Below are 25,817 nucleotides of genomic sequence, written 5' to 3'. Positions count from 1 at the left end.
ATCCGCGAAGGGCTTCTTCACATCTACTCGGTGATGGAGGGCTGCGTGGAGACCAGCCTCAAGCGCGAGGGGCTGCTGCCCGGCGGGTTGAAGGTCCGCCGTCGTGCTCCCGACTGGCACGAGCGGCTCCTGAAGGAAAGCCGGGACCATGATCCCGGCTTCCGGGACCCGAAGTACTGGCAGGAATGGGTCAACCTGATTGCCCTGGCCGTGAACGAGGAAAACGCCTCCGGCGGCMGSGTGGTGACTGCGCCCACGAACGGGGCCGCGGGCATCATCCCGGCTGTGCTGTACTACGCGCTGCACTTCGCCCCGGGCATGGACCAGGCCACGCAGCAGGACCGCGACGACGTCGTGGTGCGATCGCGGCAGCGAAGGCCATCAACGCCGCCAAGATGGCGCTCTGGGGCGACGGCTCGCACCGGGTGTCCCTCGACGAAGTGATCGTTACCATGCGGGAGACCGGCCGGGACATGAGCTCCAAATACAAGGAAACGGCCATGGGCGGACTCGCCGTCAACGTGGTGGAGTGCTGAGCAGTTAGTTGTTGACGGCTGCCCAGAGGTTCAGGCTCGCGGCGAAGACTACCCACGACAGGTAGGGCAGCATCAGCAATCCGGCGGCGCGGCTGATCGGGCCGAAGCACAGCACTGTCGCGGCCACAGCCAGGGCGAGGGCGAGGATGATCGCCAGTGCCAGCCAGAGCGCGGCCGTGCCTAGCGCCGGATAGAGACCGAAGAACACGGGCGTCCATGCCAGGTTCAGGGCCAGCTGAACGCCGTACACGGTGAGCGCTGTCCGGGTTGCGGGGATCTGAGTTCCGGTTGACCGGGCCGGGGGAGCCTGGCGGCGCCAGACGAGCCACGCGGCCACCGCCATGGCGGTGTAGAGCAGCGTCCACACGGGTCCGAACACCCAGTTGGGTGGGGACCACGGCGCCTTGCTGGCCGAGGCGTACCAGCCGTCGACGTTGGTGATGGTGGCCTGTGAACCGAGGAGGGCCACCAGCGCGGAGCCAGCCAGGAACAGCAGGAGCGCGGCCAGCTGGACGGTTGTTCCCCTGCGGCCGTGCGGATCGCGGCGCTCGGGGGCAACCGGTCCGTGGTCTTTCGTCGCCATGGTTCAACACTTGCCACGGGAAGAGCCAGAGTCAAGGGAGCCTTCGCCCGAGGATTCGGCCGCACCAGCCGCACCCGCCGCATCCGGGCAGCGCCGCACCGTTCGAGCACTCCACAGTGTCAGTCCCGGGTGCCACCATTGAGCTATGTTGAGCACTGGCGGCGGCGGATATGTTCCCGACTTTCTGCGGGTCTCTGTCGAACTGCCCGCACCCGCCGGTTCCACCATCCTCCTGGACTACACGCACTTCTCCATCCGGCTTCGAGCTGCGCGCAGACTGGCCGTAGTGGCCGCCGTCAATATCAACGGGAGCGAACTCGTGCCGCTGGCCCGTGAGGGAATCTGGCATTTTGACACCAGGGTTCCGCGGAACGTGCAGGCCGGCCCCGAGGTTTACCAGAATAATGACCTGGACCGCGGGCATCTGGTCCGGCGCCTTGACCCCGTGTGGGGCGATGAAACCACGGCGCGGACGGCCAACCAGGACACGTTCACCTACTCCAACGCCGCTCCCCAGGCCTCGGACTTCAACCAGGGAGTGGAACTGTGGCGGGGCCTTGAGGACCATGTGCTCAACCACGCGGAACAGTACGACGCCAGGATCAGCGTTTTCACCGGCCCGGTCCTGGCAGATGACGATCTGCCGTACAGGGGAGTGCAGATACCCCGTAAATTCTGGAAGATCGCCGTCTGGACCATGGAGGGACAGCTGGCCGCCGCGGGATTCCTGCTCGATCAGTCGCCCCTGCTGGGAAAGGAGGAGCTGGCCCGGGCCATCACGGAACGGCTGCTGGCGGACGAGCCCCCGCCCCTTGGGCCCTTCCGGACCTTCCAGGTGCCCGTGCGGCAGATTTCAGCGTTGTCCGGAATGCCGCTCACGCAGCTGGAAGACGCCGACCGCTTCATTGCCAGTCCGAATGGGCCACGCCCGGACAGCAATGCGATGTTGCTCACGGACACGGCGCAAATACGGCTCTGAGCAGGGCGGCGCCCGGGTGTATCAAGCCCGCAGCCAGACACGGCGGATAGACTTGAGGCTGCCTCACCGGGCACCAGCTGCAGACACGTACGCGAAGATTGGACACGGCACACTTGCGAGAATTCACTGCCCGCTTTGCCTCCTCCGAGGAGGTCGCCAACTGGGATTCCCACGTCACCGCGAATCCGAACGGCGGAAACCTGCTGCAGTCGGAGGCCTTCGCCGACGTCAAACAGCACTTCGGCTGGAAACCCCTCCACCTCGTCTACGAAACAGCCGACTACACGAGCTACAACCTGGTCCTGGAAAAGACCTTTCCGGTGCTGGGTAAACTCTGGTACCTCATCAAGGGGCCCGACGTGGCCGACGTCGAGGATATTTCCGGTATCGCCAGGGCCAACGCGGACTTCGTCAAGAGGGCGCGGCTCGGCGTTTTCGCCATCAAGATCGAACCGGACATCGTGCTCACCGACTCAGCCCGTCAGGCCATCGAAGGGGCGGGGCTGGTCAAGACCCACAACCTGCAGCCCAACGACTCCACCGCGCTCCTGGATATTTCCCCCGAAGAGAACCAGCTGCTCCGGAACCTGCACTCACGTGGCCGCAACGCGGTACGCCGCGCCCTGCGTGAGGGCGTCGAGGTGCGGAACGTGGAGCCCACCGAGGAGAATTTCCGCGCCATGTACGGGCTGATGACCACGACGGTCGAGGCGAAGTCCCAGGTCCGGGTCCGGGAGTACGAGTACTACAGCCAGTTCTGGACCAATTTCATCAAGCGCGGCCAGGGCAGGCTCCTGTTCGTCTACGAGAACGGCGCGCCCTCAGTGGGCGCCTTCGTGATCAACTACGGCCGCAAGGGCACCTACAAGGACGGCGGCTCCCTCCAGAAACGCAGCCAGTACGGCGATTCGCACCTGGTGCAGTGGACAGCGATCAATCAGGTCAAGGAACTTGGCTGCACGGAATACGACTTCTGTGGCACCCCGCCGAGTGACAAGCTCAAGGACAAGTCCAACCCGTTCCACGGACTCGGCCTGTTCAAGACCAGCTTCAGCAAGACCGTCACCGACTTCGTGGGCTGCTACGACCAGGTCATCAGCCCACTGAAATACAGGGCGTGGATGGCCGCGGGCGAGCGGGTGGCGCGGCAGGTGTATACCCGCCGGACCGGACAGCAATTTTACTAAGACAGCCAATTATGCCCAGATCAGCGGCACTGCACGGAGGGAGGCCGGAATGACCAAACAACCCCGCGGAGCCAACAGGCCGCATACCGACGGACTGCCCAAGACGGAACCGCTCTCGCCTTCCCAGCTGCACCAGAATGCGGCGGCCAAGCGCATGCTCCGCCGGCTGGTCCAGGGGGAAAACCCGCCGACGGCGCCGCTGAGCATCGTGGACCGGCTCGCCGGGAGCCCCTACGCCAACCCGATGATCCAGGTCAGCGGCGTTGACACCTCGGCCCGGAAGACCATGGACTTCGCCCTGCACCTGGCCGAATCAATGTTCCGGTATGGGGCCGGTGCCCTCGAAGTGGAGACCAGCATCATCGCGGTCACTGCGGCGCTGGGCCTGAAGAACATCGAAGTGGACATCACCAACCAGTCGGTGGCCATCAACTACGCGCCCAAGGAACAGACGCCCATCGCCCTTCTGCGGGTGGTCCGCTCGTGGACCAACAACTACGCGGGGCTGGCCAAGGTCCACCAGCTGGTGACTGACATCGTGGCCGGCGGCGTCGGCAGGGACGAGGCTATCCGCCGGCTCGACGAGATCATCCGCAGCCCCAAGCCTTTTCCCCGCTGGATGGTCACGGTGGCGTTCGGCGTCTTTTCCGCGGTTTTCGTCGGGGTGCTGGGCGGCGGACCGGGAGCGTCCGCCATTGCCTTCGGCTCGAACCTGCTGATCAGCCTGCTGGCACGGCAGCTGGGCCGGTGGCGGGTGCCTGACTTCTTCATCACGGCCGCCTGTTCCTTCGTGGTCACCTTTGTCGCGCTGCTCCTGTGGCGGTTCGGCCCCTTGGCAGGGATCCAGATCGCGCCGGCCATCGTGGTGGTGGGCGGCATCCTGCTGTTGCTGCCCACCGGGCGCCTCGTGTCTTCGGTCCAGGATGCGATCAATGGCTTCCCCGTCACGGCGGCCGGCCGGTTCCTGTCCACCATGCTGACTTTCGGCGCGCTTGTTGCCGGGATTGCCGTCGCGTTTGTGGTCGGTGACATGACCGGCATGGAGACCATCAATGTGACCGAGACGTTCCCTCCCGCGTATGTGTTGTGGGTACAGGTCGTCTTGGTGGCGATTGCCGTCGTGGCCATCGGCATCACGGAGCAGACGGCCTGGAAGCTGCTGCTCCCGACGGCGGCCGTGGGCGTGGTGGGCCACCTTGTCCTTATCTGGGGAGAAGCCATCGGCATTGGTCCCCGTTTTGCCCCGGCGCTGGCAGCCGTGGTCATTGGGCTGCTGGCCCGCGTGGTGGCGCTGAAAATGGGCGCACCCCAGCTGGTGGTCGCCGTTCCGGCGGCACTGATTCTCCTGCCCGGGCTCACCATCTTCCGCTCGATGTATGTGCTGACGATTGAGGAATCGGAGATCCTGCTCGGTGCCGGCGGCATGCTCAACGCCGGGGCGATTGTGCTCGGCGTTGCCGGCGGGATTGTGCTCGGCGACACCTTGGCCAGGCCGCTGACCCGGAGCCTGGCGAGCAACGAACGACGGCGGGCACGGCGCCGCTAGCGCCGCTAGATCTTCCCGATCGGCAGCTTTTTCTCGGCCTGGAAGTCGTCCTCCACCCGGCCCTTGGCCCAGTAGCCGGACAGAGACACCTGGCTGCGCTCCAGCCCGCGTTCCCGGAACAGCACCTCTCGCAGGCCCTTCATGTAGCCCCGTTCGCCGTGCGCAAAGACATCCACCCGGCCGTCGGGCCACTGGGCATTCCGCACGGCGTTGACCAGCAGTTCGCTGCCCCCGGCGGGGACGCCTTCGCGTGGAAGCCAGACCAGCTGGAGGGCCGCGGGGGCGGCAATCGCCTGGATGTCGGCGTCGGACTCCACCTCCAGGAACGCGAGCCCGCGGGCGTCCGACGGCAGGGATTCGATGACGGCGGCCACCGCGGGCAGAGCCGCCTCGTCGCCGGCCAGCAGATGCCAGTCGGCCGCGGGATCCGGGTTGTAGCCGCCTCCCGGGCCGGTGAAGATGATGCTGTCGCCGGACTGGGCGGAAGCGGCCCAGGGACCTGCCAGCCCTTCGTCACCGTGGATGACGAAGTCGATGGCCAGCTCACGTGCAGCCTCGTCCACCCACCGGACCGTGTAGGTCCGGGTGTGTGGCCACTGCTCCCGCGGCATCGTTTCGCGGACGGCCCACAGATCCAGCGGCTGCGGATATTCCACGCCCGGCTGCGGGAAGGCAATCTTGACGTACCTGTCCACGAAGCCGTTGTTCACATAATCCGCGAACCCGTCGCCGCCCGCCACAATCCGCACCATGTGCGCGGAAAGCTGCTCGCGCCTGATGACGGTCAGGTTGATCTGGGGGCGGGATTTCCGCGTGGCGGACGTCGCGGCTGGAACAGAAGTCATGAAAGTAAGCGTAGGCTAAGTAGCCTGCCCGGCTGCATCGGGGCGTCACAGAACGGGCAGTTCCCAGTCAACTCCGCCGTCGCCCTGCTCCTGCAATAATTCATTGGCCCGGCTGAAGGGCCTGGAGCCGAAAAACCCGCGGGATGCAGACAACGGGCTGGGGTGGACGCTGGCCACCACCGGGGTGTCGCCGAGCAGGGGGCGCACGCCTTCGGCGTCCTTTCCCCAAAGCACCGCTACCAGCGGGAGCCTGCCGCCATCAGCCGTCCGACGCGCAAGCACGGCGGTGACCGCCGCCGTCGTGATGGATTCCCAGCCTTTTCCGCGGTGTGAGCCGGCGGCGCCCCCGCGCACGCTCAGGACCCTGTTGAGCAGCAGCACGCCCTGGCCGGCCCACGCACCGAGGTCGCCGTGGACCCTTGCCGGAAGCCCCAGGTCGGATTCAAGTTCCTTGTAGATGTTCGCCAGGCTGCGGGGGATGGGCCGTGTCCGGCCGTCCACGGAGAAGGCCAGGCCCACTGCGTGGCCCGGCGTGGGGTACGGATCCTGGCCCACAATCAGCACCCGCACATCCGCCAGAGGCTGGCGGAAAGCCCTGAGGACGTTCGACGGCGTCGGCAGCACCGCATGCCCCGCCGCCACCTCACCGGCCAGGAAGGACAGCACCGACCTCAGCTCACCCTCCACCGCGGCCAGCGCCCCGGCCCAGTCAGGAGCCATAAGTTCAATCAGGGGCATCCCGGCCATCTCGGCGAAGCCAAGGGTCTCCGTCTCGGCTGCCCCCAGCTCAAACAAGGGTTCAGGTTCAGTCACAGCACCCATTCTCCCAGCAGCCGCCCTCTGCGCCACCCACGTCACACGGCGTAAATGACAACGCTGTTATTCGTCCGTAACATGGGTGGTGGACTTTTACCGGATTCAGCGAAGGAGGATGCAGTGGCGGAGCCGTTGCAGGACCATCTCGCAGAACAGCATGCGGCGCCGAACCCGCAGGCGGACCAGGCGCAGAACACCGGACCGCGGCGCGGCTCGCTGCTGGATGACTTCCAGTTACGGGACTCGCCGCTGAGTGAGCGTGAGCAGCAGATGCTGGCGCTGGAACGGCAGTGGTGGAAGTACGCCGGCGCCAAGGAACAGGCCATCCGCGAACTGTTCGACCTCTCAGCGACGCACTACTACCAGATCCTCAATGCACTGATCGATACTGAGACTGGGCTGGCCCACGACCCCATGCTGGTGAAGAGATTGCGTAGACTACGTACGTCACGTCAGCGGGCCCGCACTGCACGCCGCCTGGGGTCTGACGCGTAATCGTTAGTGCCGAACCGCCGGCAGAAGACCAACAAGGACGTCGCTTTACCATGACCAATTATGCTCGGGACGAATTCGACAGGGTCCCTGAAGCCTCTTCCCGGCAGGGCGTACACCGTGCCGTTTCGGCGCCGTCCCGCCCGCGTTTGTGGCCCATCCTGAGCGTGGGGATCGGCGCCCTTGCCGTCGGCCTGGTCGCGTTCCTCCTGCTGCCGCAACTTGGGTTCCAGGCCGCTGCTAGCCCGTCGTCAGCCAACGCCGCAGGCGCCCCGTCGTCGACGCCGTCAGCGACTTCCTCAGCCAAGCCGTCCACGGCGGTGAAGGCGTCCGGCGCCTCGAACGCCGCTTCGCCCTCCGCCACCCCGTCATCATCGCCCTCTGCCACAGCTCCTGCAGCGGCCCAGGCTCTCGGGTCAACTGTGGACAAAACCCTCCCCGTTTCGGTCTACAACGGCACGCTGACGTCCGGACTCGCGGGCCGGGTGGGCGCCACGGTCCAGGCCGACGGCTGGGCCCTGGGCCAGGTGGCCAACTGGCAGGGCGCGCCCCAGCAGCAGTCGGTCATCTTCTACTCAGATGCGGCGCACAAGGCCAGCGCCGAGGCCATCGGGGCCCTGCTGAACATCACGACGTTCGTGGAAAGTGCAGAGTTCCAGACCCCCGTTGCCGTGGTGCTCGGCCCCGGATTCCAGTGACGATTTGAGTTACGCCTGAATAACTATTGCCTCCGGTTCCGGCTGTATGTCTGCCTCCTGGCGGGCCCCAGTGGATAGAGTGATTTCAGGCTTCGAAGCGTAATTCACGGCACACGCTGAGGTGGGCCTTACGGAAGCAATCTGAAAGTGTGGAGATCATGGCATTGGGAACCGTGAAGTGGTTCAACGCCGAAAAGGGCTACGGCTTCATTACAGTTGACGGCTCGGGCGATGACGTCTTCGTGCACTGGTCTGCCATTCAGGGTGATGGCTACCGCGCGCTCGATGAGGGCCAGCGCGTTGAACTTGAGGTCGGCGAAGGCGAAAAAGGCCCCCAGGCGGAAAGCGTCCGGCCCGCATAGTGGTGTTCCCCGCCGCCCGCAGCCTTGCCCCCGTGACAGCCCGACGGCGGACCGGCAGCTGGCCATCCGCCCGCGCCGCCGCCTGGGGTGCTGCAGCCGTTGTGGCGCTGAGTGCGTGCTCCGGATCAGCCGGAAATGCCCGGACAGCATCTGTCGAGGCCAGCGGCGACGGCACCTTGCGGATCGGGCTGATCCTGGACAACACCGGCGGTCAGGCGTTCCTGAACGGTGCACAGCTGGCGGCCGCCAAACTCGCCATCCAAGAGATCAACGCCGCCGGCGGCCACAAGGGCAAGCCCGTGGAGCTGCTGCCGGAAAAAGTCAGCGCTGACACCGCCGCCCAGGCGCGGGAACTCGTGGACGCGAAAGCGGACGTGGTGATCGGCCCCACCGATTCGAGCCACGCTCCGGCCGCCATCGACGTGCTGTCCAAGGCAAAGGTGGCGCTCATTTCACCCGCCAACACTGCCTGGCAGCTGAACACCTACAAGAGCGGCGGATACTACTTCCGTACCGCGGCCGCCGACATTGCGCAGGCAGCCGTGCTGGTGAAGCTGGCCAAGGACGGCGGCGCCAAGAGCATCGCTGTGGTCCACGAGGACGGCGCCTATGGCACGGAAGTGTCGGCGGCCGTGGCGGCAGCCGCGAAGAGCGCAGGGCTGGATCCTGTGACAGTGGCTGGCTTCAAACCGGGCGACTCCCAGAAAGCGGCAGCGGCTGCCCGCGATGCCGCCCCGGACGCCGTCGTCGTGGTTGCCCGTGAAGATGCACAGGGCGCCATTGCCGAACTCAACAATGCCGGGCTGTCAGGAAAGAAGCTGGTCCTGGCCGACGGCGCCTTCAAGCAGTACGGTTCGGACCTTGCCTCCAAGGCGCTGGACGGGGCCCACGGGATCGTCCCCGGAGTCTTCCCCTCCGCGCACCTGCAGGGTGAACTCGTGGCGGTGGACGCAGGCCTCAAGGACATGACCTACGCCGCGGAAACCTACGACGCGGTGAACCTTGCGGCCCTTGCCGCTGCCGCCGCCGATGACGACGCCGGTGCATCGGTGGCCGCGAAGCTGATCTCCGTCTCGGGAGGCGCCTCCGGCGCGGCAACACAACCCGCCGGCAAGCCGTCCGCATGCAGGACGTACAAGGATTGCCTCGCCGCTGTCAAAGCCGGAACCGCGGTTGACTACGACGGCGAGTCGGGGCCGGTCCGGTTCGATGCGGACGGCGAGGTCACAGTGGCCAACTACATGGTGTTCACCTACGGCGCTGACAACAAGGCGAAACTCACCGGGAGTGAAACGGCCAGCCGGACCGCTGATTAATCGCTGGGAGCGAAGCGGGCACGCAAGCTCCCGGAATTTCGCGCCTACTGCTTGCACTCTCCCCGGGGGAGTGCTAATTATTGATTAGCACTCCTGCGTATCGACTGCTAAGGCATCGCCCGGTTTAGGCCGTCAGCGAGGCCGGCGGCCGTGCATGGAGCGAAAGAAACACCTGGTTGGGGTGAGATCCGTACTGCCGGCATACAGAGGCCTGCAGGAAAGATCGTCCGTCGCGGGCACCGCAGCGAGGTTCATTCTTAACGACTGTCCCGAAAGGACTACTGCCGTTATGGCCAAGATCATTGCATTTGATGAAGAGGCACGCCGCGGTCTTGAGCGGGGTCTGAACATCCTCGCCGACGCCGTCAAGGTCACCCTCGGCCCGCGTGGACGCAACGTCGTCCTCGAAAAGAAGTGGGGCGCCCCCACGATCACCAACGATGGTGTTTCCATCGCCAAGGAGATCGAGCTGGACGACCCTTACGAGAAGATCGGCGCCGAGCTGGTCAAGGAAGTTGCCAAGAAGACGGATGACGTCGCTGGCGACGGCACCACCACGGCTACCGTGCTGGCACAGGCACTGGTCAAGGAAGGCCTGCGCAACGTCGCGGCCGGCGCTGACCCGCTGTCCCTCAAGCGCGGCATCGAGAAGGCAGTTGAAGCGGTAACCCGCGAACTGCTGGACAACGCCAAGGAAATCGAAACCAAGGAAGAGATCGCCGCTACGGCCTCCATCTCCGCCGGTGACGACGAAATCGGTGCTCTCATTGCCGAGGCCCTGGACAAGGTCGGCAAGGAAGGTGTCATCACCGTCGAGGAGTCCAACACCTTCGGCCTGGAGCTGGAGCTCACCGAAGGCATGCGCTTCGACAAGGGCTACATCTCCGCGTACTTCGTCACGGACACCGAACGCCAGGAAACGGTCCTGGAGGACCCCTATATCCTGATCGTCAACTCCAAGATCTCCAACGTCAAGGAACTGGTTGCTGTCCTCGAAAAGGTCATGCAGTCCAGCAAGCCGCTGCTGATCATCGCCGAAGACATCGAGGGCGAGGCTCTGGCCACGCTGATCGTCAACAAGATCCGCGGCACGTTCAAGTCCGTCGCCGTCAAGGCTCCGGGCTTCGGTGACCGCCGCAAGGCGCAGCTCGCCGACATCGCCATCCTCACCGGTGGCCAGGTCATCGCCGAGGAAGTCGGCCTGAAGCTGGAGACCGCCGGCCTCGAGCTCCTGGGCCGCGCCCGCAAGGTTGTTGTCACCAAGGACGAGACCACCATCGTCGAAGGTGCCGGCGACGCCGACCAGATCGCCGGACGCGTCTCCCAGATCCGTGCCGAGATCGAAAACTCCGATTCGGACTACGACCGCGAGAAGCTGCAGGAGCGCCTGGCCAAGCTGGCCGGCGGCGTTGCAGTCATCAAGGCCGGTGCCGCAACCGAGGTTGAGCTCAAGGAACGCAAGCACCGCATCGAGGACGCCGTCCGCAACGCGAAGGCTGCTGTTGAAGAGGGCATCGTGGCCGGCGGTGGCGTTGCGCTCATCCAGGCAGGCCTCAAGGCATTCGCCAACCTGAACCTGACCGGCGACGAAGCAACCGGTGCGAACATCGTCCGCGTTGCCATCGACGCTCCGCTGAAGCAGATCGCCTTCAACGCAGGCCTTGAGCCCGGCGTTGTGGTCGACAAGGTCCGCGGCCTGCCCGCAGGCCACGGCCTGAACGCTGCAACCGGCGAGTACGTCGACCTGCTGGCTGCCGGCATCAACGACCCGGTCAAGGTAACCCGCTCTGCCCTGCAGAACGCGGCTTCCATTGCCGGCCTGTTCCTCACCACCGAGGCAGTAGTAGCCGACAAGCCGGAGAAGAACGCTCCGGCCATGGGCGGCGGCGACGACATGGGCGGCATGGGCGGTTTCTAACCCCCGGCCTTCCCATCGCTGAATAACGCGTAAGAGCAGCAGCGGCCCCACCTTCGGGTGGGGCCGCCGCTGTCGTTAACGCCGTTGACGGCGCAACGGCCCGGCAGCCCGCGAACGGTGCGTGAAATTCAGTGTCGGCAGGGTCTGGCAGGATGGATTCGTGACGATTACAGCAGCGGCCGACGGTTCGGCTTTAGGAAATCCCGGCCCGGCCGGATGGGCCTGGTACGTGAACGACGATTGCTGGCGCGCCGGAGGGTGGCCGCACGGAACGAACAACCAGGGCGAGCTGATGGCTGTGCTGGACCTGTTCCGCGCTACGGCCCACATTCCCCAGGAGGACCTCCGGATCCTGTGCGACAGCCAGTACGTCATCAACTCGGTGACCAAATGGATGCCGGGCTGGAAGCGCAAGGGATGGCGTAAGGCCGACGGAAAGCCGGTGCTGAACGTGGACCTCCTGAAGGAGATCGACAAGGAACTCGCAGGGCGGAAGTACACCTTCGAATGGGTCAAGGGCCACGCCGGCCATGACCTGAACGAAGCGGCCGACGAGCGCGCCCGGGCCGTGGCCGTGGCCTTCCAGCAGGGAGTGGCCGCACGCTCCGGGCCCGGCTTCCGCGGAGCGCCGGCGCTCGGCGCAGAGGAGGCCCGGGCAGGCGCCCAGCCGAACGCCGGCGCCCAGCCGAACGTCGGCGCCAGCACCGACGGGCCCGCCAGCACGGAACCGGACCGCACGCGACCGGACCGTACCGGACCGGACGAGGCCGACGAACTGGACCTTTTCGGCGGCCAGGACATCTCCGGACCGGACCTCCGAAGGCAAGCCCGCGGCGACGTGGCTGGCATGGGTCTGTCCGCCGCCAGCGAGCCGGATCTCTTCAGTGAACTGGATGCGGATGCCTTTGCCGCGGCCCCCGGCAGCCCCAGCCCGGAGGAATCCGTGGAGGCGCTTGAGCGCGAACTCCTCCGCCCGGATGTGCGCAGCGACATTGGGCGGACCGGCGTTCTTCTGCATCCGGAGTTCACGGAGATCGGCAGCTCCGGCCGGATTTGGACCCGCGATGCCATGATGATGTCGCTCGAGGAAAGCCCGGGCGGTCCGACCGAGCTGGAGGTGATTAGTGCCGACCGGATCGGCGCGGACACCATCCTGCTCACCTACCGGAGCCACTCCCGCGCCGGCGCGGCCCTCCGCAGCTCCTTGTGGGTCCTCGATGGCGGACAATGGCGCCTCCGCTTCCACCAGGGCACCCCGGAGGCCTGACGGGTCCACGACGACCTGCCACGCCCTGACGGGCGTCTCAGCTGAAGCGCTGGGCGTTGCCCTGTTCGGCCTGGGCGTAGGTGGCAGCAGCGGACGAGAGCGCGAGGTTGATGGACGCCAAGGACGCCTCCACCTTTCCCTGCGTCAGGGTCCACTCGGTGACGAGCGCCTGGAAGTTCGTGGCGGCCGAACCGCGCCACGTGGCTTGGAGTTCATCCAGGCCACGCTTCATCGCCTGGACGTCGGCGCTGATGCGGTCAACTGTCGCTTTCACGTTGGCTGACTTCACCTGGAGGAGTTCGGTATCGACGGAAATGATGCTCATAGCTGTGGCCTCTCGACGTGCGCGGAACCGGGGTTCGCGGACCGGTATTGGAAGAAGCGGCCGGTCTCCCGGTCCGCTGAGTCGAGCCTACGAACATGACGGCAGCCCGCACCACAGCCGGTTCCTATATGTGGATAACCTGCCCGTCGTCCTGGCTGCCGCGGTCCTGCCCATCGTTATGGCTGCCCAGGTCCTCGCTGGCTCCGTCCCCGCGGTGGCCGTCCTCCGAGTCATCCCGGAGCGGGAGGCTGACCGCCAGGGTTGCGCCGCCGCCGTCGGTGGTTTCCACCCGCACAGAGCCGCCGTGCGAACCGATGATGGCCGCCACGATGGCAAGGCCAAGGCCGCTGCCGCCGGTTTCCCGCGTGCGTGAGGTGTCTGACCGGTAGAAGCGCTCGAAGACCTTCGGCGCTTCGCTTTCAGGAATACCGGGTCCGTGGTCCCGGACTTCGAGGACAGACAGCGGCGCACCGTCCTCGTCATTTCGCACACCCACGGCAAGCTCTATCGGCGTTCCCTCGGGCGTGTACCGCAGTGCATTTCCCACCAGGTTGCCCACCACCTGACGCAGCTTCAACTCGTCGCCGAGCACGGGTGCCGGCGCGGCGTTTCCACCGTCGAGCCCGGTCAGGGTGATCGTGCGGTCCCGGTCGCTCGCCTGCGTGTCCACCACGGCATCGTGGGCGATGAGCTGCAGGTCAACGGGCTTCTCCTGCAGGGGCCGCTGCTCGTCCAGCCGGGCAAGCAGGAGCAGGTCCTCCACCATGGAGCCCATCCGTTTGGCTTCGCTCTCGATCCTGCCCATGGCAGTCGACACGTCCTCGTCAGTTTGCAGCGCCCCGTGCCGGTAGAGCTCGGAATAGCCCCTGATGGTCACCAGCGGAGTGCGCAGCTCATGGGAAGCATCCGCCGCGAAGCGCCGCATCCGGTCCTCGGATGCCATCCGGGCGGCAAAGGCGGCCTCGATGTGGGCCAGCATGGCATTCAGCGAACGTCCGAGGCGGCCCACCTCCGTGGCCGGATTACCCACGGCCACACGGCGCGACAAGTCACCGGCCGCGATCGCGGCGGCAGTTTTCTCCACCCGGGCGAGTGGCCTGAACGACCTGGTTACCATCCAGGACGCGATGAAGAAGGCGAGGATCAGGGTCAACAGGCCAACGCCCACCACAACCAGCGTGGCATGGCGCAGCACTTCGTCCACCGGCGAAAGCGGCAGCCCCACAACCACCACTGCCCTCTGCTGGTTGCTGTCCAGGATGCTGACGGCGACCACCCGCCAGTTTGCACCGTCCGTACCGCGGACCTGGTACGGCTTGAACCCCCGCAGCCGGGCCTCATCAATTGTGATGTGGTCGATGTCCGGGCGCTCCTGAGTCTTTCCATCGAGGTTGCGCCCCGCGGCTCCCGGATAATAGACCGTGACCGTGTAATCGGTGGGGATCACCGGGTTGGGCACAATGAGCTGGCTGAAGGACCGCTGCTGCTCGGCGGACTCGACGGCGGCCCGGAGCTTGTCGTCCACCTGCCCCTCAAGAAAGCTGCGCAACAACGTCAGTGTGCCGACTCCGGTCACGGCGAGTGCCACCAGCATGAGAGCCATCATGATGGCCACCAGCTGGGACCGGAGGGTGGCGGACTTCCAACGTTCGAGCAAGATCAGCGCTTTTCTGCTGTCCGGAGCACGTACCCCACACCCCGCTTGGTCTGGATGAGGGCCGGGGCTTCGGGATCGATGTCCACCTTGCGGCGCAGGTACGAGATGTAGGACTCCACGATCGAGGCATCGCCGTTGAAGTCGTATTCCCAGACGTGGTCCAGGATCTGTGCCTTGGAGAGCACCCGGTTCGGATTGAGCATCAGGTACCGCAAAAGCTTGAACTCGGTGGGGGACAGCTCAATCACCGTCCCGCCGCGGCGCACCTCGTGGGCGTCGTCGTCGAGCTCGAGGTCGTCCACGCGGATGACAGCTTCGTCGTCGTCGAGCATCGGCTGGGTGCGGCGGAGCACTGCACGGATCCGGGCCACCACTTCGTCGAGGCTGAACGGCTTGGTGACGTAGTCGTCACCGCCCACCGTGAGTCCGGTGACTTTGTCCTCGGTGTCGTCTTTGGCGGTGAGGAACAGGACCGGGAAGTGTTTGCCCGCGGCACGGAGCCGGCGCGTCACGGTGAACCCGTCCATATCCGGAAGCATCACATCGAGCACCGCAAGGTCGGGGGTATGGGCTTCTGCTGCGGCCAGGGCGTCGCGCCCGTTGCCCGCAGACACCACCTCAAACCCTGCGAAGCGCAGCGACGTGGACAGCAGCTCGCGGATGTTCGGTTCATCATCGACCACGAGGAGCTTTGCTTCGGCACCGTTCTTTTTCATATCTCCCATGATGCTCCCAGAAACTGGGAGTTTTCTGAATGAAAGTTGTGTGTTGGTTGTGGCTAGCCCACCGCGCCCGCGTCCTTCGCGTCCATGATCCGGTAGGCATAGCCCTGTTCGGCCAGGAACCGCTGGCGTTTGGCGGCGAAGTCCTGGTCCAGGGTGTCCCTGGCCACCAGCGAATAGAAACGCGCCGCCCTGCCGTCCTGCTTGGGGCGCAGCAGCCGGCCGAGCCGCTGGGCCTCCTCCTGCCGCGACCCGAAGGAACCGGAGACCTGGATGGCCACTGACGCCTCCGGGAGATCGATGGAAAAGTTGGCCACCTTGGAGACCACGAGCGTCTGGACGTCGCCCGCGCGGAAAGCCGCGAAGAGCTTCTGGCGCTCCTTGACGGATGTCTCGCCCTTGATGACCGGAGCGCCCAGGCGCTCGCCGAGCTCATCCAGCTGGTCGATGTACTGGCCGATCACCAGCACCTGCTCGCCGCGGTGCTTTTCCACCAGCTGCTCCGCCACCTGGGTCTTCGTTTCGGACGTGGCGCACAGCCGGTACTTGTCCGCGTCGTCGGCCATGGCGTAGGCGACGCGTTCATCGCGGGGGAGGTCCACGCGGACCTCGACGCAGTCCGCCGGGGCAATATAGCCCTGGGCCTCGATGTCCTTCCACGGCGCGTCATAGCGCTTGGGGCCGATGAGGCTGAACACCTCGCCTTCACGGCCGTCCTCACGCACCAGCGTGGCAGTCAGCCCCAGCCGGCGGCGGGCCTGGAGGTCCGCCGTCATCCGGAAGATCGGTGCTGGGAGCAGATGGACTTCGTCGTAAATGATCAGACCCCAGTCGTGGCCGTCCACAAGCTCCAGATGCGGATAGAGGCCGCCGCGTTTCGTCGTCAGCACCTGGTACGTGGCGATCGTGACTGGCCGGACTTCCTTGACCGCCCCCGAATACTCGCCTATTTCATCTTCCGTGAGCGAGGTCCGCTTGAGGAGCTCGTCCTTCCACTGCCTCGCGGAGACGGTGTTGGTGACGAGGATGAGGGTGGTGGTGGAGCTCGTGGCCATCGCCGCGGCGCCCACCAGGGTTTTGCCGGCACCGCAGGGGAGCACCACAACACCGCTGCCGCCGGCCCAGAAGTTCTCCGCCGCCAGTTGCTGGTACGGCCGCAGCTTCCAGCCGGACTCGTTGAGCATGATGGGGTGGGGCGTGCCGTCGACGTACCCCGCCAGGTCCTCCGCCGGCCAGCCGATCTTAAGCAGGAGCTGTTTCAGCTGGCCGCGCTGCGAGGAGTGGACGACTACGGTCTCGCCGTCAATGCGCGGACCCAGCAGCGGCTGGATCTTCTTGGCCCGGCTGACCTCCTCGAGCACCGGGTAGTCGCTGGTGCGCATCACCAGCCCGTGTTGCGGATCCTTCTCAAGCCGGAGCCGGCCGTAGCGGGACATGGTTTCTTCGATGTCGATCAGGAGCGAGTGCGGCACTGGGAAGCGGGAGTACTTGAGCAGGGTGTCCAGCACCTTCTCGGCATCCAGCCCCGCAGCCCGTGCGTTCCAAAGCCCCAGCGGGGTCAGCCGGTAGCTGTGCATGTGCTCCGGCGCGCGCTCCAGCTCGGCAAAGGCCGCGATGGCGTGCCTGGCCTCGGTGGCCTGCTCGTGATCCACTTCGAGGAGGATGGTTTTGTCGCTTTGGACAATCAGCGGGCCGTCATTCATGCGGCGAAAACCTTCACTGGTGCATTTCCTCTGTAGCTTCGATGTCGATGATCCGGTGGATGGACAGCACTCGCTCGGTGTCCTTGGCAGGGTCGAAAACCCGGACCCGTCCGCCGGTTACAGACACCGGAACAACCGTTTCCAGCTTGGCATTCCCCAGGCTGTCCACCACGTTCATGGTCACGCGCTGCTTGAGCCGGATGGCCTTCCGCAGTGTTTCCAGTCCCAGCTGCGTTGCTTCCTCTCCGCCGTTGAGGGCCGCACTGGAATGGTGGCCGTTGGAGCCTGCCACGGCCGCGCGGCTGCGGAGCACCGCCAGCTGCGCCGCAATGTCGGCGTCCGGCGGCGCCGTCCGCGGCGCGCTGTACACCGGACGGGCGCCTGCGCCCGCAACCGGTGTGGTGCGGTTAAACCGGACGACGGCGGATTCCGGCTCTTCGACGGCGGGCGACAGTCCCAGCCCGCGCAACACCAAAGCGGTCTGCCGGGGCGATGCATGCGACACCAGGACCGTGGGGGCGATCCGGACCAGGTTCAGGGAGGCCGCCGCGGCTTCACCGGCCAGCTCCAAAAGGGCCGCTTCGTCGTCGCTCTGGATGAAGCTGGCGGCGGCGCCAACCCGCAGTTTGCCGTGCCGCTGGGCGGTATCCTCCACGAGGTACTCCAGCGGCTGCGGTACAGCGGTGGCCGAATGCCGGCGGAGAAATTCCAGGATGGCCGCGGCATCCTGCCCCGAGTCCAGGGCCCGCCGGATGGACTGCACCGAGAAGCGGTAGATGGTGGCCGGGCCCTGTCCCTCGGCATCTGCCATCCGCTGCAGCTGTTCGCTCAATTCGGGCGTCAGATACCCGGGAGCGACGGCGGTCAGGTCGGCCTGCAGCAGGACGTGGTTGAGCGCGGCAGGCAGGTGTTCGCCGAGGATGTCCATGGCGTCGTCCGGCGCGTCGGCTGCGATGGCGGCTCCCAGCTGGCTGAGGGCACCGGAACCGACCAGCCCGAGCATCTCCGCCTCTGCCAGGACTCCCCGGATCAGCGAGCTGAAGCGCCGCGCCATGCGGGGCTGGGACCATTCGGCGCGCTGCAGCACGGCATCGGCGTTAAGGACGGGAGCGGTGCCATCGGGCGCTTCGGCCTCGAGCGTCAGCTCCTGCAGTATTTCCAGGATTCGTTTGCGGACAACGGGCGCGTCGGACCGCTGCGCCTCAGCGGACAGTGCGTTGACTACGGTTCCAGTGGGCGTCCGGTGGTTTGGCGGGCCGGCCGGCGGGCCGCTGGTGGGCTGCCCCACCAGGGACGGAGCCCTTTCGCTGGCCAGCCACGCGTTGACAAGCCATAGCCACTGTTCCTGCCGGGGGAGGCTCAGCCATTCCAGCTGGGGCGGCTGCACCCAGCAGGAGCTGTCCACGTCCAGCCGGACCAGCCCCGACAGCGCACAGAACTCCAGCAGCACGGCGGCAATATGCTGGTCCACCCGCAACGAGTCGGCAAGCCTGCGCATTTCGCGGATGCCCACTCCGCCGCTCCGCAGCGTGGCCAGCGGCTGTTCCCTGATCGCGTGGAGCAGCTCTCCGGTAAGCCGCAGGGTTTCGGCGATCGCTCCCAGTGCGGCGTTTCGGCGTAGGGACCCAGTGGTTGTTCCCAGCGTCGGCCGGGGGGGAGTCAGCGAAAAATCATCAATCACCGCGCCGCCGCGGAGCGACATGCCGACGCTGTGCGGAAGTTCCACGTGCGCGGCATCCAGCGGCACCAGCAGACCCCGGGCCAGCAGCCAGTCAACAGGCCCGACGTCGGGACCCTCAGCGGTGACGGACGCTTTCCGCTGCGCCTGGGGGACGGCACCCATGGCCCAGTTGCTGAACCGGGCGAGCAACGCCGTCGTGCGTTCCGGTGCCTCGGCGAGGATGGCACGCAGGGCCTCCGGGGAGGATGTCCAGTGCTGCAGCGCCAGCGCGGCCTCCATCGGTGTGGTTGCCGGCTGGATTTCGGCGCCGCTGCGGTGCAGTTCGGCCACCAGATGGACCACGCGCTGGGCGAAGGCGGGCTGCAGCCGGACCAGCTCGGTGTAACTGCGGCCCAGCCCGGCCGGATAGATTCCAACCACGTCCTTCAGGCTGCCCACCGGCAGGTAGAACCGTTGCCGGTGCGCGGAGGGGCCGGCGCTGTGAGGGGGCTCGGCCCGGTGGACCAGGGCCAACTCCTGGAGCGAGAGCAGGATCCGCTCAACGGCGGCCACCGTTGAGCCGGCGATCAGTTTCCTGACGCCCGTGGCCGAGGCGCTGTGCCCGGTATCGGTGTTCGTGCACAGATGAAGGGTCTCCAGCACCTGCATCTGTGGCCGGTTCAGGCGCTCCAGCGCCCGCTGCACGCTGACCCGTGCGCTCGCGCGTGCTGCCAGGGCCGCAAAATCCGGAACACCGGGCGAAATCAAATCCGGCCGCGCAGCGAAAAGAGCCCGCAGCGACTCGTCGCTGCGTGCCTCCAGTTCCTTGCTTAGCGCACGAATAAGGGACATCAGTCCAACGTTACCGCCCGCCGCCGTTTCCTGCCCGGCGGCGGGCGGTAACTCCGTCGATCACCAGGACGAACATCAGGACGAAGGCCACCGGAAGTCCGTAAAGGGCGGCGGAAGTTATCCAGGGAGGGGCCGGCTGGCCGCCAAACGCCAACGCCATCACCATTCCCACGGCGGCCACGGAAAGCACTGCCAGGACCGCTGCGGCGATCATCAGGGGACGCCGGAAACGCGTGGGTATCATGCACGTAACGCTAACAGTCCGGCCGCGGCCGCGCCTCAAAGCAGGAATCCCAAGCCAGTCAGGATAACCTTGAGGCAACAGACCAACATGGACCAGGCAGTCACACCCTGAACCCGCACATCCGTGCGGATGCGCTGATGGCCGGACATGTCTTATATAACGCCAGAACGAAGAAGGTTGATTACGTGCCTACCGGCAAAGTCAAGTGGTATGACAAGGACAAGGGATTCGGATTCCTCGCAGGCGAGGACGGGCAGGAAGTGTTCCTGCCCAAGTCGGCGCTTCCCGAGGGCGTCACCGAACTGAAGGCCGGCACCCGTGTGGAGTTCGGCGTGGCCGACGGCCGCAAGGGCGCCCAGGCCCTCGGCCTGCGCGTCCTGGACAAGACGCCGTCCATCGCCAAGGCCAAGCGCCCCAGCGCCAGGGATCTCGCGCCGCTCGTTCAGGACCTCGTCACAGTGCTGGATAACCTGTCCGGAACCCTTTCTGCGGGCAAATACCCGGAGGGCAACAAGGGCAAGGCCATCGCGGCCGCCCTGCGCAAGGTTGCCGACGAGCTGGACGCTTAGGCATCCACATGAACCCGGAACCTGAACAGGGCGAATCCAAGGTGGAGCCAAAGGCGCCCAAGCGTCGCGCCGGCGTCCCCGCATGGCGCACCGGTAAGCCGGATGCCGTGCTGGCCGCTGCCGTGGACCTTGCACGGACCGCCATCGAAGGCATCGCGAAGGCATCCGAAATCGGCGAACACCTGGCGGCGCGCACCGAGGGCGACCGCCTTGTGACGCATCTCTTCGAGTCGCGGCTGCCCGGGTACCTCGGCTGGCAGTGGTATGCCGTGCTGACGCGGAACTCGCGGTCAAAGGTGATCACAGTGAATGAGCTGGGCTTGTTGCCCTCCGAGGATTCAATCCTGGCCCCGGAATGGGTTCCGTGGGCCGAGCGGGTACGTCCCGAGGACGCCCGCGAGGACGAGGCATCTGAAGAGGGCGCGCCCCAGGACGAGACTGCCCGCGAGGCGGATTCCGCGGACGGCCCTGCCGCATCTCCGGAGGATGAACCTGCCGAGGCTAACGGTGGGAATTCTGCGGAGGCTTCCGAGGCCGACCCGGACGACGCACCCACAGACGCCGAAGCCGGCTACGACGCCGAGAGCCGCGGACGGGGCTGATCGCACAGTTGGGATCATCCGGGACTGAGTACTCCGAAGGCAGGCAATGATGTCCACCTTCAGATCCCTGCATATCCTCAACTACCGCATCTGGTTCGTCGGCGCCCTCGTCTCCAACATCGGGACCTGGATGCAGCGGACCGCCCAGGACTGGCTCGTCTTTGACCATCTGACAGCCCATGACGCCGGCGCGATGGGCGTAACCATGGCGCTCCAGCTTGGTCCCCAGCTGTTCCTGGCGCCCGTGGCAGGGCTCGTCGCCGACCGGTACAACCGCAAGCAGCTGCTGGTCGTGACCCAGTCCGTCATGGCCTTGCTAAGTGCCGGCCTCGGCATCCTGGTGGTGCTGGGGGCGGCACAGCTCTGGCACGTCTACGCGTTCGCGCTCATGCTGGGAATGGTCTCCGCGCTGGACGCGCCCGTCCGCCAGACGTTCGTGTCCGAGCTGGTCAGGGACGACCTCCTGCCGAACGCCGTTGCATTGAACAGCGCCTCGTTCAATGTAGCCCGCATGATTGGCCCGGCCGTTGCCGGCATCCTGACAGTGGCGGTGGGGCCTGGATGGGTGTTCCTGATCAACACCTTCACCTTCCTTGCGCTGCTGGCCAGCCTGGCAAAAATCCCGACGGCGTCGCTCAGGTCCCTGCCCCGCGCCGGGGCCGGCAAAGGCCGGATCCGCGAGGGGCTGCGCTACGTGCGTTTCCGTCCTGACATCGTGGTGGTCCTGGTGGCCATCTTCATCGTGGGAACGCTGGGACTCAACTTCGTCCTGTTCATCGCTGCGATGGTTGGCACCGAATTCGGCCTGGACGCCAGCGCCTTCGGCCTCATGAACTCCATCATGGCCATCGGCTCGGTGGCAGGTGCCCTGCTGTCCGCCCGGCGCAGCAGGCCCAGGCTACGCATCATCTTCGGTGCTGCCGCCGCCTTCGGCGTCACGTCCGGGCTCGCCGCCCTCGCCCCGAGCTACTTCTGGTTCGGAGTTGCGCTGGTGCCCGTCGGGCTTTTCGCCCTGACCATGCTCACCAGCGCGAATGGCTATGTGCAGACCACCACGGACCCTGTGATGAGGGGACGCGTCATGGCCCTGTACATGGCGATCTTCATGGGCGGCACCCCCATCGGCGCACCGCTGGTGGGCTGGGTGGCCAACGTCGCCGGGGCCCGCTGGTCGCTGGCGGTGGCGGCGGCCTCCGGCCTGCTGGCGGCCGCGATCGGACTGGTGTGGATCATCCGCACCAGAATGCTGCGGATCCGTGTGAGCCGGCAGCCCCGCGGGCGGCCACAGATCCGGCTCGTCTCGCTGAACCAGGCCGGTCGCCCGACAGCCCGGACCGGCACTAAGACCGGTGAAGGTGGCGGAACGGCGGACGGCGCCGCCCGGGATACGAGCCCGGACGACGCCGTAGAACGCTGACGCTGTAAGCGTCACCGCGGTCTGGGGGGACTACTTCTTCAGTTCGCCCACCACGTAGTCGATGCATTCCAGCAGTGCGGAGACGTCAGCGGGCTCGATTGCCACGAAGGTGGCGATGCGGAGCTGGTTGCGTCCCAGCTTGCGGTAGGGCTCGGTGTCCACGATGCCGTTGGCGCGCAGCACCTTGGCGATGGCCGCGGCGTCGATGGAGTCGTCGAAATCGATCGTGGCGATGACGTTGGAACGCTCGGCGGCGTTGGCCACGAAGGGCGTGGCGACATCGGAAGCCTCGGCCCACTTGTAGATGCGGCTCGCGGAGTCCGCCGTCCGGCCGGCCGCGAAGTCGAGGCCGCCGCTGGCGTTGAGCCACTGCACCTGGGCATCGAGCGTCACCAGGGTGGCCAGCGCCGGGGTGTTGTACGTCTGGTTCAGCTTGGAGTTGTCAATCGCGGTCTGCAGGTCCAGGAAGTCCGGGATCCACCGGCCGCTGGCCTTGATCCGGGCGGCGCGCTCGAGGGCCGCCGGGGAGAATAGGCCAAGCCACAGGCCGCCGTCGGAAGCGAAGTTCTTCTGCGGTGCGAAGTAGTACACATCGGTCTCGGCGACGTCCACGTCCAGCCCGCCTGCGGCGGAGGTCGCGTCCACCAGCACGAGGGCATCGGCGTCTGCCCCGTCCACGCGCTTGACCGGAGCCGCAACGCCTGTGGACGTCTCGTTCTGCGGCCACGCGTAGACGTCAACTCCCGCCTCGGCCTTCGGCGCCGGGCACGTTCCGGGCTCGGATTTGATGATGGAGGATTCGGAAAGGAACGGCGCCTTGTTGGTGGCGGAAGCGAACTTGGAACCGAACTCGCCGAAGGACAGGTGCTGGGCCTTCTGGTCCACCAGGCCGAAGCTCGCGACATCCCAGAACGCCGTCGAACCGCCCACGCCCAGAACCACTTCGTAGCCGTCGGGAGCGCGGAAGAAGGTGCTGAGGCCCTCGCGGACAGATCCCACCAGGTTCTTCACGGGCGCCTGGCGGTGGGATGTGCCGAGGATCGTTGTGGCGGCTGCGGAAAGCGCCTCGATCTGCTCGGGCCTGACCTTGGAGGGCCCGGCGCCGAACCGTCCGTCCTTGGGCAGGAGGTTTGCTGGGATAGTGATGCTGGTGTCGCTCACAGTGGCTCCAATTTTCGGCATGGACATGCAGTTCGGCGGGGACAAGAGGTGGCCGGCGGGCAGTCATGTCTGCCATGAAGGCCCCTTTTATTCTGCCCGAAGCCCGGAAATCCCGGGAAACGCTGCCGTCATAGTCCGGTCATTGAAACCGGTCGCCCGCTTCGTCCGAATTATCCGGAGTAATTCAAAATAGGCTAAGCTTTCACTGGACGTACGGGCGGAGAGCCGGTGTTGCTCCGTCGTCGAATTGCGGCCGCGGCAGCTTGACGCCGGGCCGCTGTGCGGTGGGCCCGCGGTACGGTGGGACGGACACAAGTACTGTGCTCGAGGAGCTGAGCTGAATGACGGATCTGATCGATACCACGGAGATGTATCTTCGGACCATTTTGGAGCTTGAAGAAGAGAACATCGTGGCGCTGCGAGCCCGCATCGCCGAACGCCTCCGCCATTCGGGCCCTACCGTCTCCCAGACCGTCGGCAGGATGGAACGGGACGGGCTCGTGGTAGTGTCCGGCGACCGTCACCTGGAGCTGACAGAAACAGGCCGCAAACGGGCCACGGAGGTCATGCGCAAGCACCGCCTGGCCGAGCGGCTGCTCGCCGACGTCATCGGCCTCGACTGGGCCTACGTCCACGACGAGGCCTGCCGGTGGGAGCACGTGATGAGCGAACGCGTGGAGCGCAGGATCTTTGAAATGCTTGGCCACCCCACCGAATCGCCCTACGGCAACCCGATTCCTGGGCTGGCTGCGCTCGGCGGCGAGCCTTCGCTGGCCTTCACCGACGGCGTGATGAACCTGCTGGACGCCATGCCCGGCTACGGTCCGGATTCGCGCGTTACCGTCAGCCGGCTGGCAGAACCCATCCAGGTGGAGCCGGAGCTGCTGGTCCAGCTCGATGAAGGCGGGATCCGCCCCGGTGCCGCCGTTTCCCTCGAACGCGTGGGGGAGTACATCTCGGTCCGTGTGCCGGGGATCGAAGGCGCCCTCGAACTGCCGCCGGAAGTGGCCGCCCACGTGTTTGTCCGTGTCAGCTGACGTGCTGGCCCGTGATTTGTCTGACATCAGGTGGCAGGATGCCCTACGACTTTTGCACAGCTTAGATAACGGAATTATTACTGCCCACTTTAATCACTTATAGTTAAACAGCAGCGCCGATACTAAAGCGTTACCTGATCTGGAGCCGAACTCTGCCAGCGGATCAGTCGCACGAGTCACCTTCTGGCAGAGGCGGGGGAACCACAACCGGCCGTTGAAAAACGGCCTTGGGGTGAAGTCCGCAGCAGCAAGCCACTTTCCGCAGATGGAATCTCCCGGGATACCCCTGTGCCGAAACGCTTGTCACGGCGGACCGGGTCGATGATCTCTCTGACCCGAATCCGACAGCTAACTTCGCAGGCTATCCAGAGAGGAACACTTCTTGACCATGCAGAATGCCCGGGGCCGCCGCCGCGCGGCCGGCCCCGCTGCGGAGCCGCGCGCCGCCGAAGTCTTCGCAGGGGAGCGTCCGCGGGATGCGCAGCGCGAAGCACGGAGGCACCGCAGTCCGTTCCGCCAGGTCACCGACTTCGCAGCCGCAAGCGGAGTGGGCCAGAAGGCCGGAGTCGCACTGGCTGCCACAGGCCTCCTGCTGACAGTCACGGTTCCTGCAACCAGTCCGGTCATGGCCACCGCTGACCAGGGCGGGGCCGCGGCGCTGTCCTCCCGTGTCCAGCCGCAGGTGTCCGCTGAGGCGGCCGCAAAGATCGACTTCAGCCGAACGTCCGTCTCCACCCAGGGTGACCCGGACAGCAAGCTCAAGCAGCTCCTCAGTGCACAGTCGGCCGGCAGCATCACCCGCGCCGCCTCGGCGGGCAGCCTTGGTGCGCCCCTGACCACCATGGTCAAATCGTCTCCGTTCGGATACCGCGTCAGCCCGATCACCGGGGGCTCCGGGGAATTTCACCGGGGCCAGGACTTTGCCGCCGAGTGCGGAACCCAGGTGTTCGCCGCGGCCAGCGGCACGGTCACCTTCGCCGGTTGGCACCCCTACGGGGGCGGCAACAGGGTTGTGATCAACCACGGCAACGGCCTCGAGACCACGTATAACCACCTGTCCTCTTCGAGTGTCCGCGTCGGCCAGAAGGTCAACCGCGGTGACGTAATCGCTCTCAGCGGGACCACCGGCGCCTCGACGGGCTGCCACCTCCACTTCGAGGTGATGGTCAACGGAGAAGTCGTTGACCCCCTGGGCTGGCTTTAAGTAAAACCGATGGAGAACTCTCGCATTCTTGTGACATGCCGTGACCTGAATGTGACATTCGCTCCGAACTGCTGTACCGTCTAAACCGCGTCAACTTTTCCGAAGTTGACGCCTTTGAG

The 25,817-nt window shown here is 66.0% G+C and carries 24 protein-coding genes, 1 pseudogene and 1 riboswitch; of the genes and pseudogenes, 15 read left to right on the top strand and 10 right to left on the bottom strand.

Annotated elements, in window-relative coordinates; genetic code table 11:
* Positions 1–536 (top strand): annotated as a pseudogene (locus AC1DD3_RS15800) (L-serine ammonia-lyase, iron-sulfur-dependent, subunit alpha); the annotation flags it as partial.
* 4 nt (positions 537–540) lie between these two features.
* On the opposite strand, the gene AC1DD3_RS15795 reads toward AC1DD3_RS15800, so the two are convergent.
* The gene (locus tag AC1DD3_RS15795) at positions 541–1,119 is read right to left on the bottom strand and encodes a TspO/MBR family protein (protein ID WP_230117911.1); all 579 of its coding nucleotides are present in this window, start codon (positions 1,117–1,119) and stop codon (positions 541–543) included.
* 145 nt (positions 1,120–1,264) lie between these two features.
* On the opposite strand from AC1DD3_RS15795, the gene AC1DD3_RS15790 reads away from it, so the two are divergent.
* The 3 genes from AC1DD3_RS15790 (at position 1,265) to AC1DD3_RS15780 (ending at position 4,831) form a co-directional block, all read left to right on the top strand.
* Positions 1,265–2,098, top strand: a complete 834-nt coding sequence (locus AC1DD3_RS15790) for a DNA/RNA non-specific endonuclease (RefSeq protein ID WP_476882059.1) — start codon at positions 1,265–1,267, stop codon at positions 2,096–2,098.
* 113 nt (positions 2,099–2,211) lie between these two features.
* Positions 2,212–3,285 carry a lipid II:glycine glycyltransferase FemX gene (locus tag AC1DD3_RS15785; RefSeq protein ID WP_230117913.1) on the top strand — a complete coding sequence of 358 codons (1,074 nt, stop codon included), beginning with the start codon at positions 2,212–2,214 and terminating at the stop codon, positions 3,283–3,285.
* A 49-nt stretch (positions 3,286–3,334) separates the two neighbouring features.
* Entirely contained in the window at positions 3,335–4,831 is a 1,497-nt protein-coding gene (locus AC1DD3_RS15780) for a threonine/serine exporter family protein (RefSeq protein WP_230117914.1), read from the top strand.
* 5 nt (positions 4,832–4,836) lie between these two features.
* Here AC1DD3_RS15780 and AC1DD3_RS15775 read toward each other — a convergent pair whose 3' ends face one another.
* Complete coding sequence (locus AC1DD3_RS15775; RefSeq protein ID WP_230117915.1) at positions 4,837–5,676, bottom strand: siderophore-interacting protein; 840 nt, start codon at positions 5,674–5,676, stop codon at positions 4,837–4,839.
* A 45-nt stretch (positions 5,677–5,721) separates the two neighbouring features.
* Positions 5,722–6,498, bottom strand: coding sequence for a uracil-DNA glycosylase (locus tag AC1DD3_RS15770; RefSeq protein ID WP_476882058.1), 777 nt, complete (start codon positions 6,496–6,498; stop codon positions 5,722–5,724).
* A 114-nt stretch (positions 6,499–6,612) separates the two neighbouring features.
* On the opposite strand from AC1DD3_RS15770, the gene AC1DD3_RS15765 reads away from it, so the two are divergent.
* The 6 genes from AC1DD3_RS15765 to AC1DD3_RS15740 all read left to right on the top strand — a co-directional run bounded on the left by AC1DD3_RS15765 (position 6,613) and on the right by AC1DD3_RS15740 (position 12,545).
* The gene (locus AC1DD3_RS15765) at positions 6,613–6,987 is read left to right on the top strand and encodes a DUF3263 domain-containing protein (protein WP_230117916.1); all 375 of its coding nucleotides are present in this window, start codon (positions 6,613–6,615) and stop codon (positions 6,985–6,987) included.
* 50 nt (positions 6,988–7,037) lie between these two features.
* Positions 7,038–7,682, top strand: a complete 645-nt coding sequence (locus tag AC1DD3_RS15760) for a LytR C-terminal domain-containing protein (RefSeq protein WP_230117917.1) — start codon at positions 7,038–7,040, stop codon at positions 7,680–7,682.
* A gap of 158 nt (positions 7,683–7,840) precedes the next feature.
* Entirely contained in the window at positions 7,841–8,044 is a 204-nt protein-coding gene (locus AC1DD3_RS15755) for a cold-shock protein (RefSeq protein ID WP_230117918.1), read from the top strand.
* Between the two features lie 32 nt (positions 8,045–8,076).
* Positions 8,077–9,360 carry an ABC transporter substrate-binding protein gene (locus AC1DD3_RS15750; protein ID WP_476882057.1) on the top strand — a complete coding sequence of 428 codons (1,284 nt, stop codon included), beginning with the start codon at positions 8,077–8,079 and terminating at the stop codon, positions 9,358–9,360.
* 289 nt (positions 9,361–9,649) lie between these two features.
* Positions 9,650–11,278, top strand: a complete 1,629-nt coding sequence (groL, locus tag AC1DD3_RS15745) for a chaperonin GroEL (RefSeq protein WP_230117920.1) — start codon at positions 9,650–9,652, stop codon at positions 11,276–11,278.
* A 160-nt stretch (positions 11,279–11,438) separates the two neighbouring features.
* Positions 11,439–12,545: an RNase H family protein gene (locus AC1DD3_RS15740; protein WP_476882056.1), complete on the top strand. Its 1,107-nt coding sequence runs from the start codon at positions 11,439–11,441 to the stop codon at positions 12,543–12,545.
* 37 nt (positions 12,546–12,582) lie between these two features.
* Here the strand turns inward: AC1DD3_RS15740 and AC1DD3_RS15735 are convergent, their stop codons facing one another.
* From AC1DD3_RS15735 to AC1DD3_RS15710, 6 genes are all read right to left on the bottom strand, one after another.
* Positions 12,583–12,870, bottom strand: a complete 288-nt coding sequence (locus AC1DD3_RS15735; RefSeq protein ID WP_230117922.1) for a WXG100 family type VII secretion target — start codon at positions 12,868–12,870, stop codon at positions 12,583–12,585.
* Between the two features lie 124 nt (positions 12,871–12,994).
* Positions 12,995–14,527, bottom strand: coding sequence for a sensor histidine kinase (locus AC1DD3_RS15730; protein WP_230117923.1), 1,533 nt, complete (start codon positions 14,525–14,527; stop codon positions 12,995–12,997).
* Between the two features lie 2 nt (positions 14,528–14,529).
* Positions 14,530–15,243 (bottom strand): response regulator transcription factor, encoded by a 714-nt coding sequence (locus tag AC1DD3_RS15725; RefSeq protein ID WP_230117991.1) that lies wholly within the window; start codon positions 15,241–15,243, stop codon positions 14,530–14,532.
* Between the two features lie 62 nt (positions 15,244–15,305).
* Complete coding sequence (locus tag AC1DD3_RS15720; RefSeq protein ID WP_230117924.1) at positions 15,306–16,952, bottom strand: DNA repair helicase XPB; 1,647 nt, start codon at positions 16,950–16,952, stop codon at positions 15,306–15,308.
* A 13-nt stretch (positions 16,953–16,965) separates the two neighbouring features.
* A complete protein-coding gene (locus AC1DD3_RS15715) occupies positions 16,966–19,464 on the bottom strand; it encodes a helicase-associated domain-containing protein (RefSeq protein ID WP_230117925.1) in 2,499 nt (832 codons plus the stop codon).
* 10 nt (positions 19,465–19,474) lie between these two features.
* The gene (locus AC1DD3_RS15710; protein ID WP_476877282.1) at positions 19,475–19,708 is read right to left on the bottom strand and encodes a hypothetical protein; all 234 of its coding nucleotides are present in this window, start codon (positions 19,706–19,708) and stop codon (positions 19,475–19,477) included.
* Between the two features lie 185 nt (positions 19,709–19,893).
* Here AC1DD3_RS15710 and AC1DD3_RS15705 point away from each other — a divergent pair, with 185 nt between their 5' ends.
* The 3 genes from AC1DD3_RS15705 to AC1DD3_RS15695 are packed head-to-tail and all read left to right on the top strand — an operon-like array spanning position 19,894 to position 22,296.
* Entirely contained in the window at positions 19,894–20,277 is a 384-nt protein-coding gene (locus AC1DD3_RS15705; protein WP_230117927.1) for a cold-shock protein, read from the top strand.
* Between the two features lie 8 nt (positions 20,278–20,285).
* A complete protein-coding gene (locus AC1DD3_RS15700; RefSeq protein WP_230117928.1) occupies positions 20,286–20,879 on the top strand; it encodes a DUF3027 domain-containing protein in 594 nt (197 codons plus the stop codon).
* A 49-nt stretch (positions 20,880–20,928) separates the two neighbouring features.
* A complete protein-coding gene (locus AC1DD3_RS15695) occupies positions 20,929–22,296 on the top strand; it encodes an MFS transporter (RefSeq protein WP_476882055.1) in 1,368 nt (455 codons plus the stop codon).
* A gap of 30 nt (positions 22,297–22,326) precedes the next feature.
* On the opposite strand, the gene serC is transcribed toward AC1DD3_RS15695, so the two are convergent.
* Complete coding sequence (serC, locus tag AC1DD3_RS15690; protein WP_230117930.1) at positions 22,327–23,457, bottom strand: phosphoserine transaminase; 1,131 nt, start codon at positions 23,455–23,457, stop codon at positions 22,327–22,329.
* 341 nt (positions 23,458–23,798) lie between these two features.
* Here serC and AC1DD3_RS15685 point away from each other — a divergent pair, with 341 nt between their 5' ends.
* The gene (locus AC1DD3_RS15685; RefSeq protein WP_230117931.1) at positions 23,799–24,494 is read left to right on the top strand and encodes an iron-dependent transcriptional repressor DtxR; all 696 of its coding nucleotides are present in this window, start codon (positions 23,799–23,801) and stop codon (positions 24,492–24,494) included.
* Between the two features lie 133 nt (positions 24,495–24,627).
* A riboswitch (cyclic di-AMP (ydaO/yuaA leader) is annotated at positions 24,628–24,872 on the top strand.
* Positions 24,873–24,876: 4 nt separating this feature from the next.
* On the top strand, positions 24,877–25,698 hold the full coding sequence (locus tag AC1DD3_RS15680; RefSeq protein WP_230117932.1) for a M23 family metallopeptidase: 822 nt from the start codon (positions 24,877–24,879) through the stop codon (positions 25,696–25,698).
* The last annotated feature ends 119 nt before the right edge of the window (positions 25,699–25,817 follow it).

Source organism: Arthrobacter sp. 05T444 (assembly GCF_056395905.1).
This window is presented reverse-complemented; position numbering and strand designations above follow the sequence as displayed.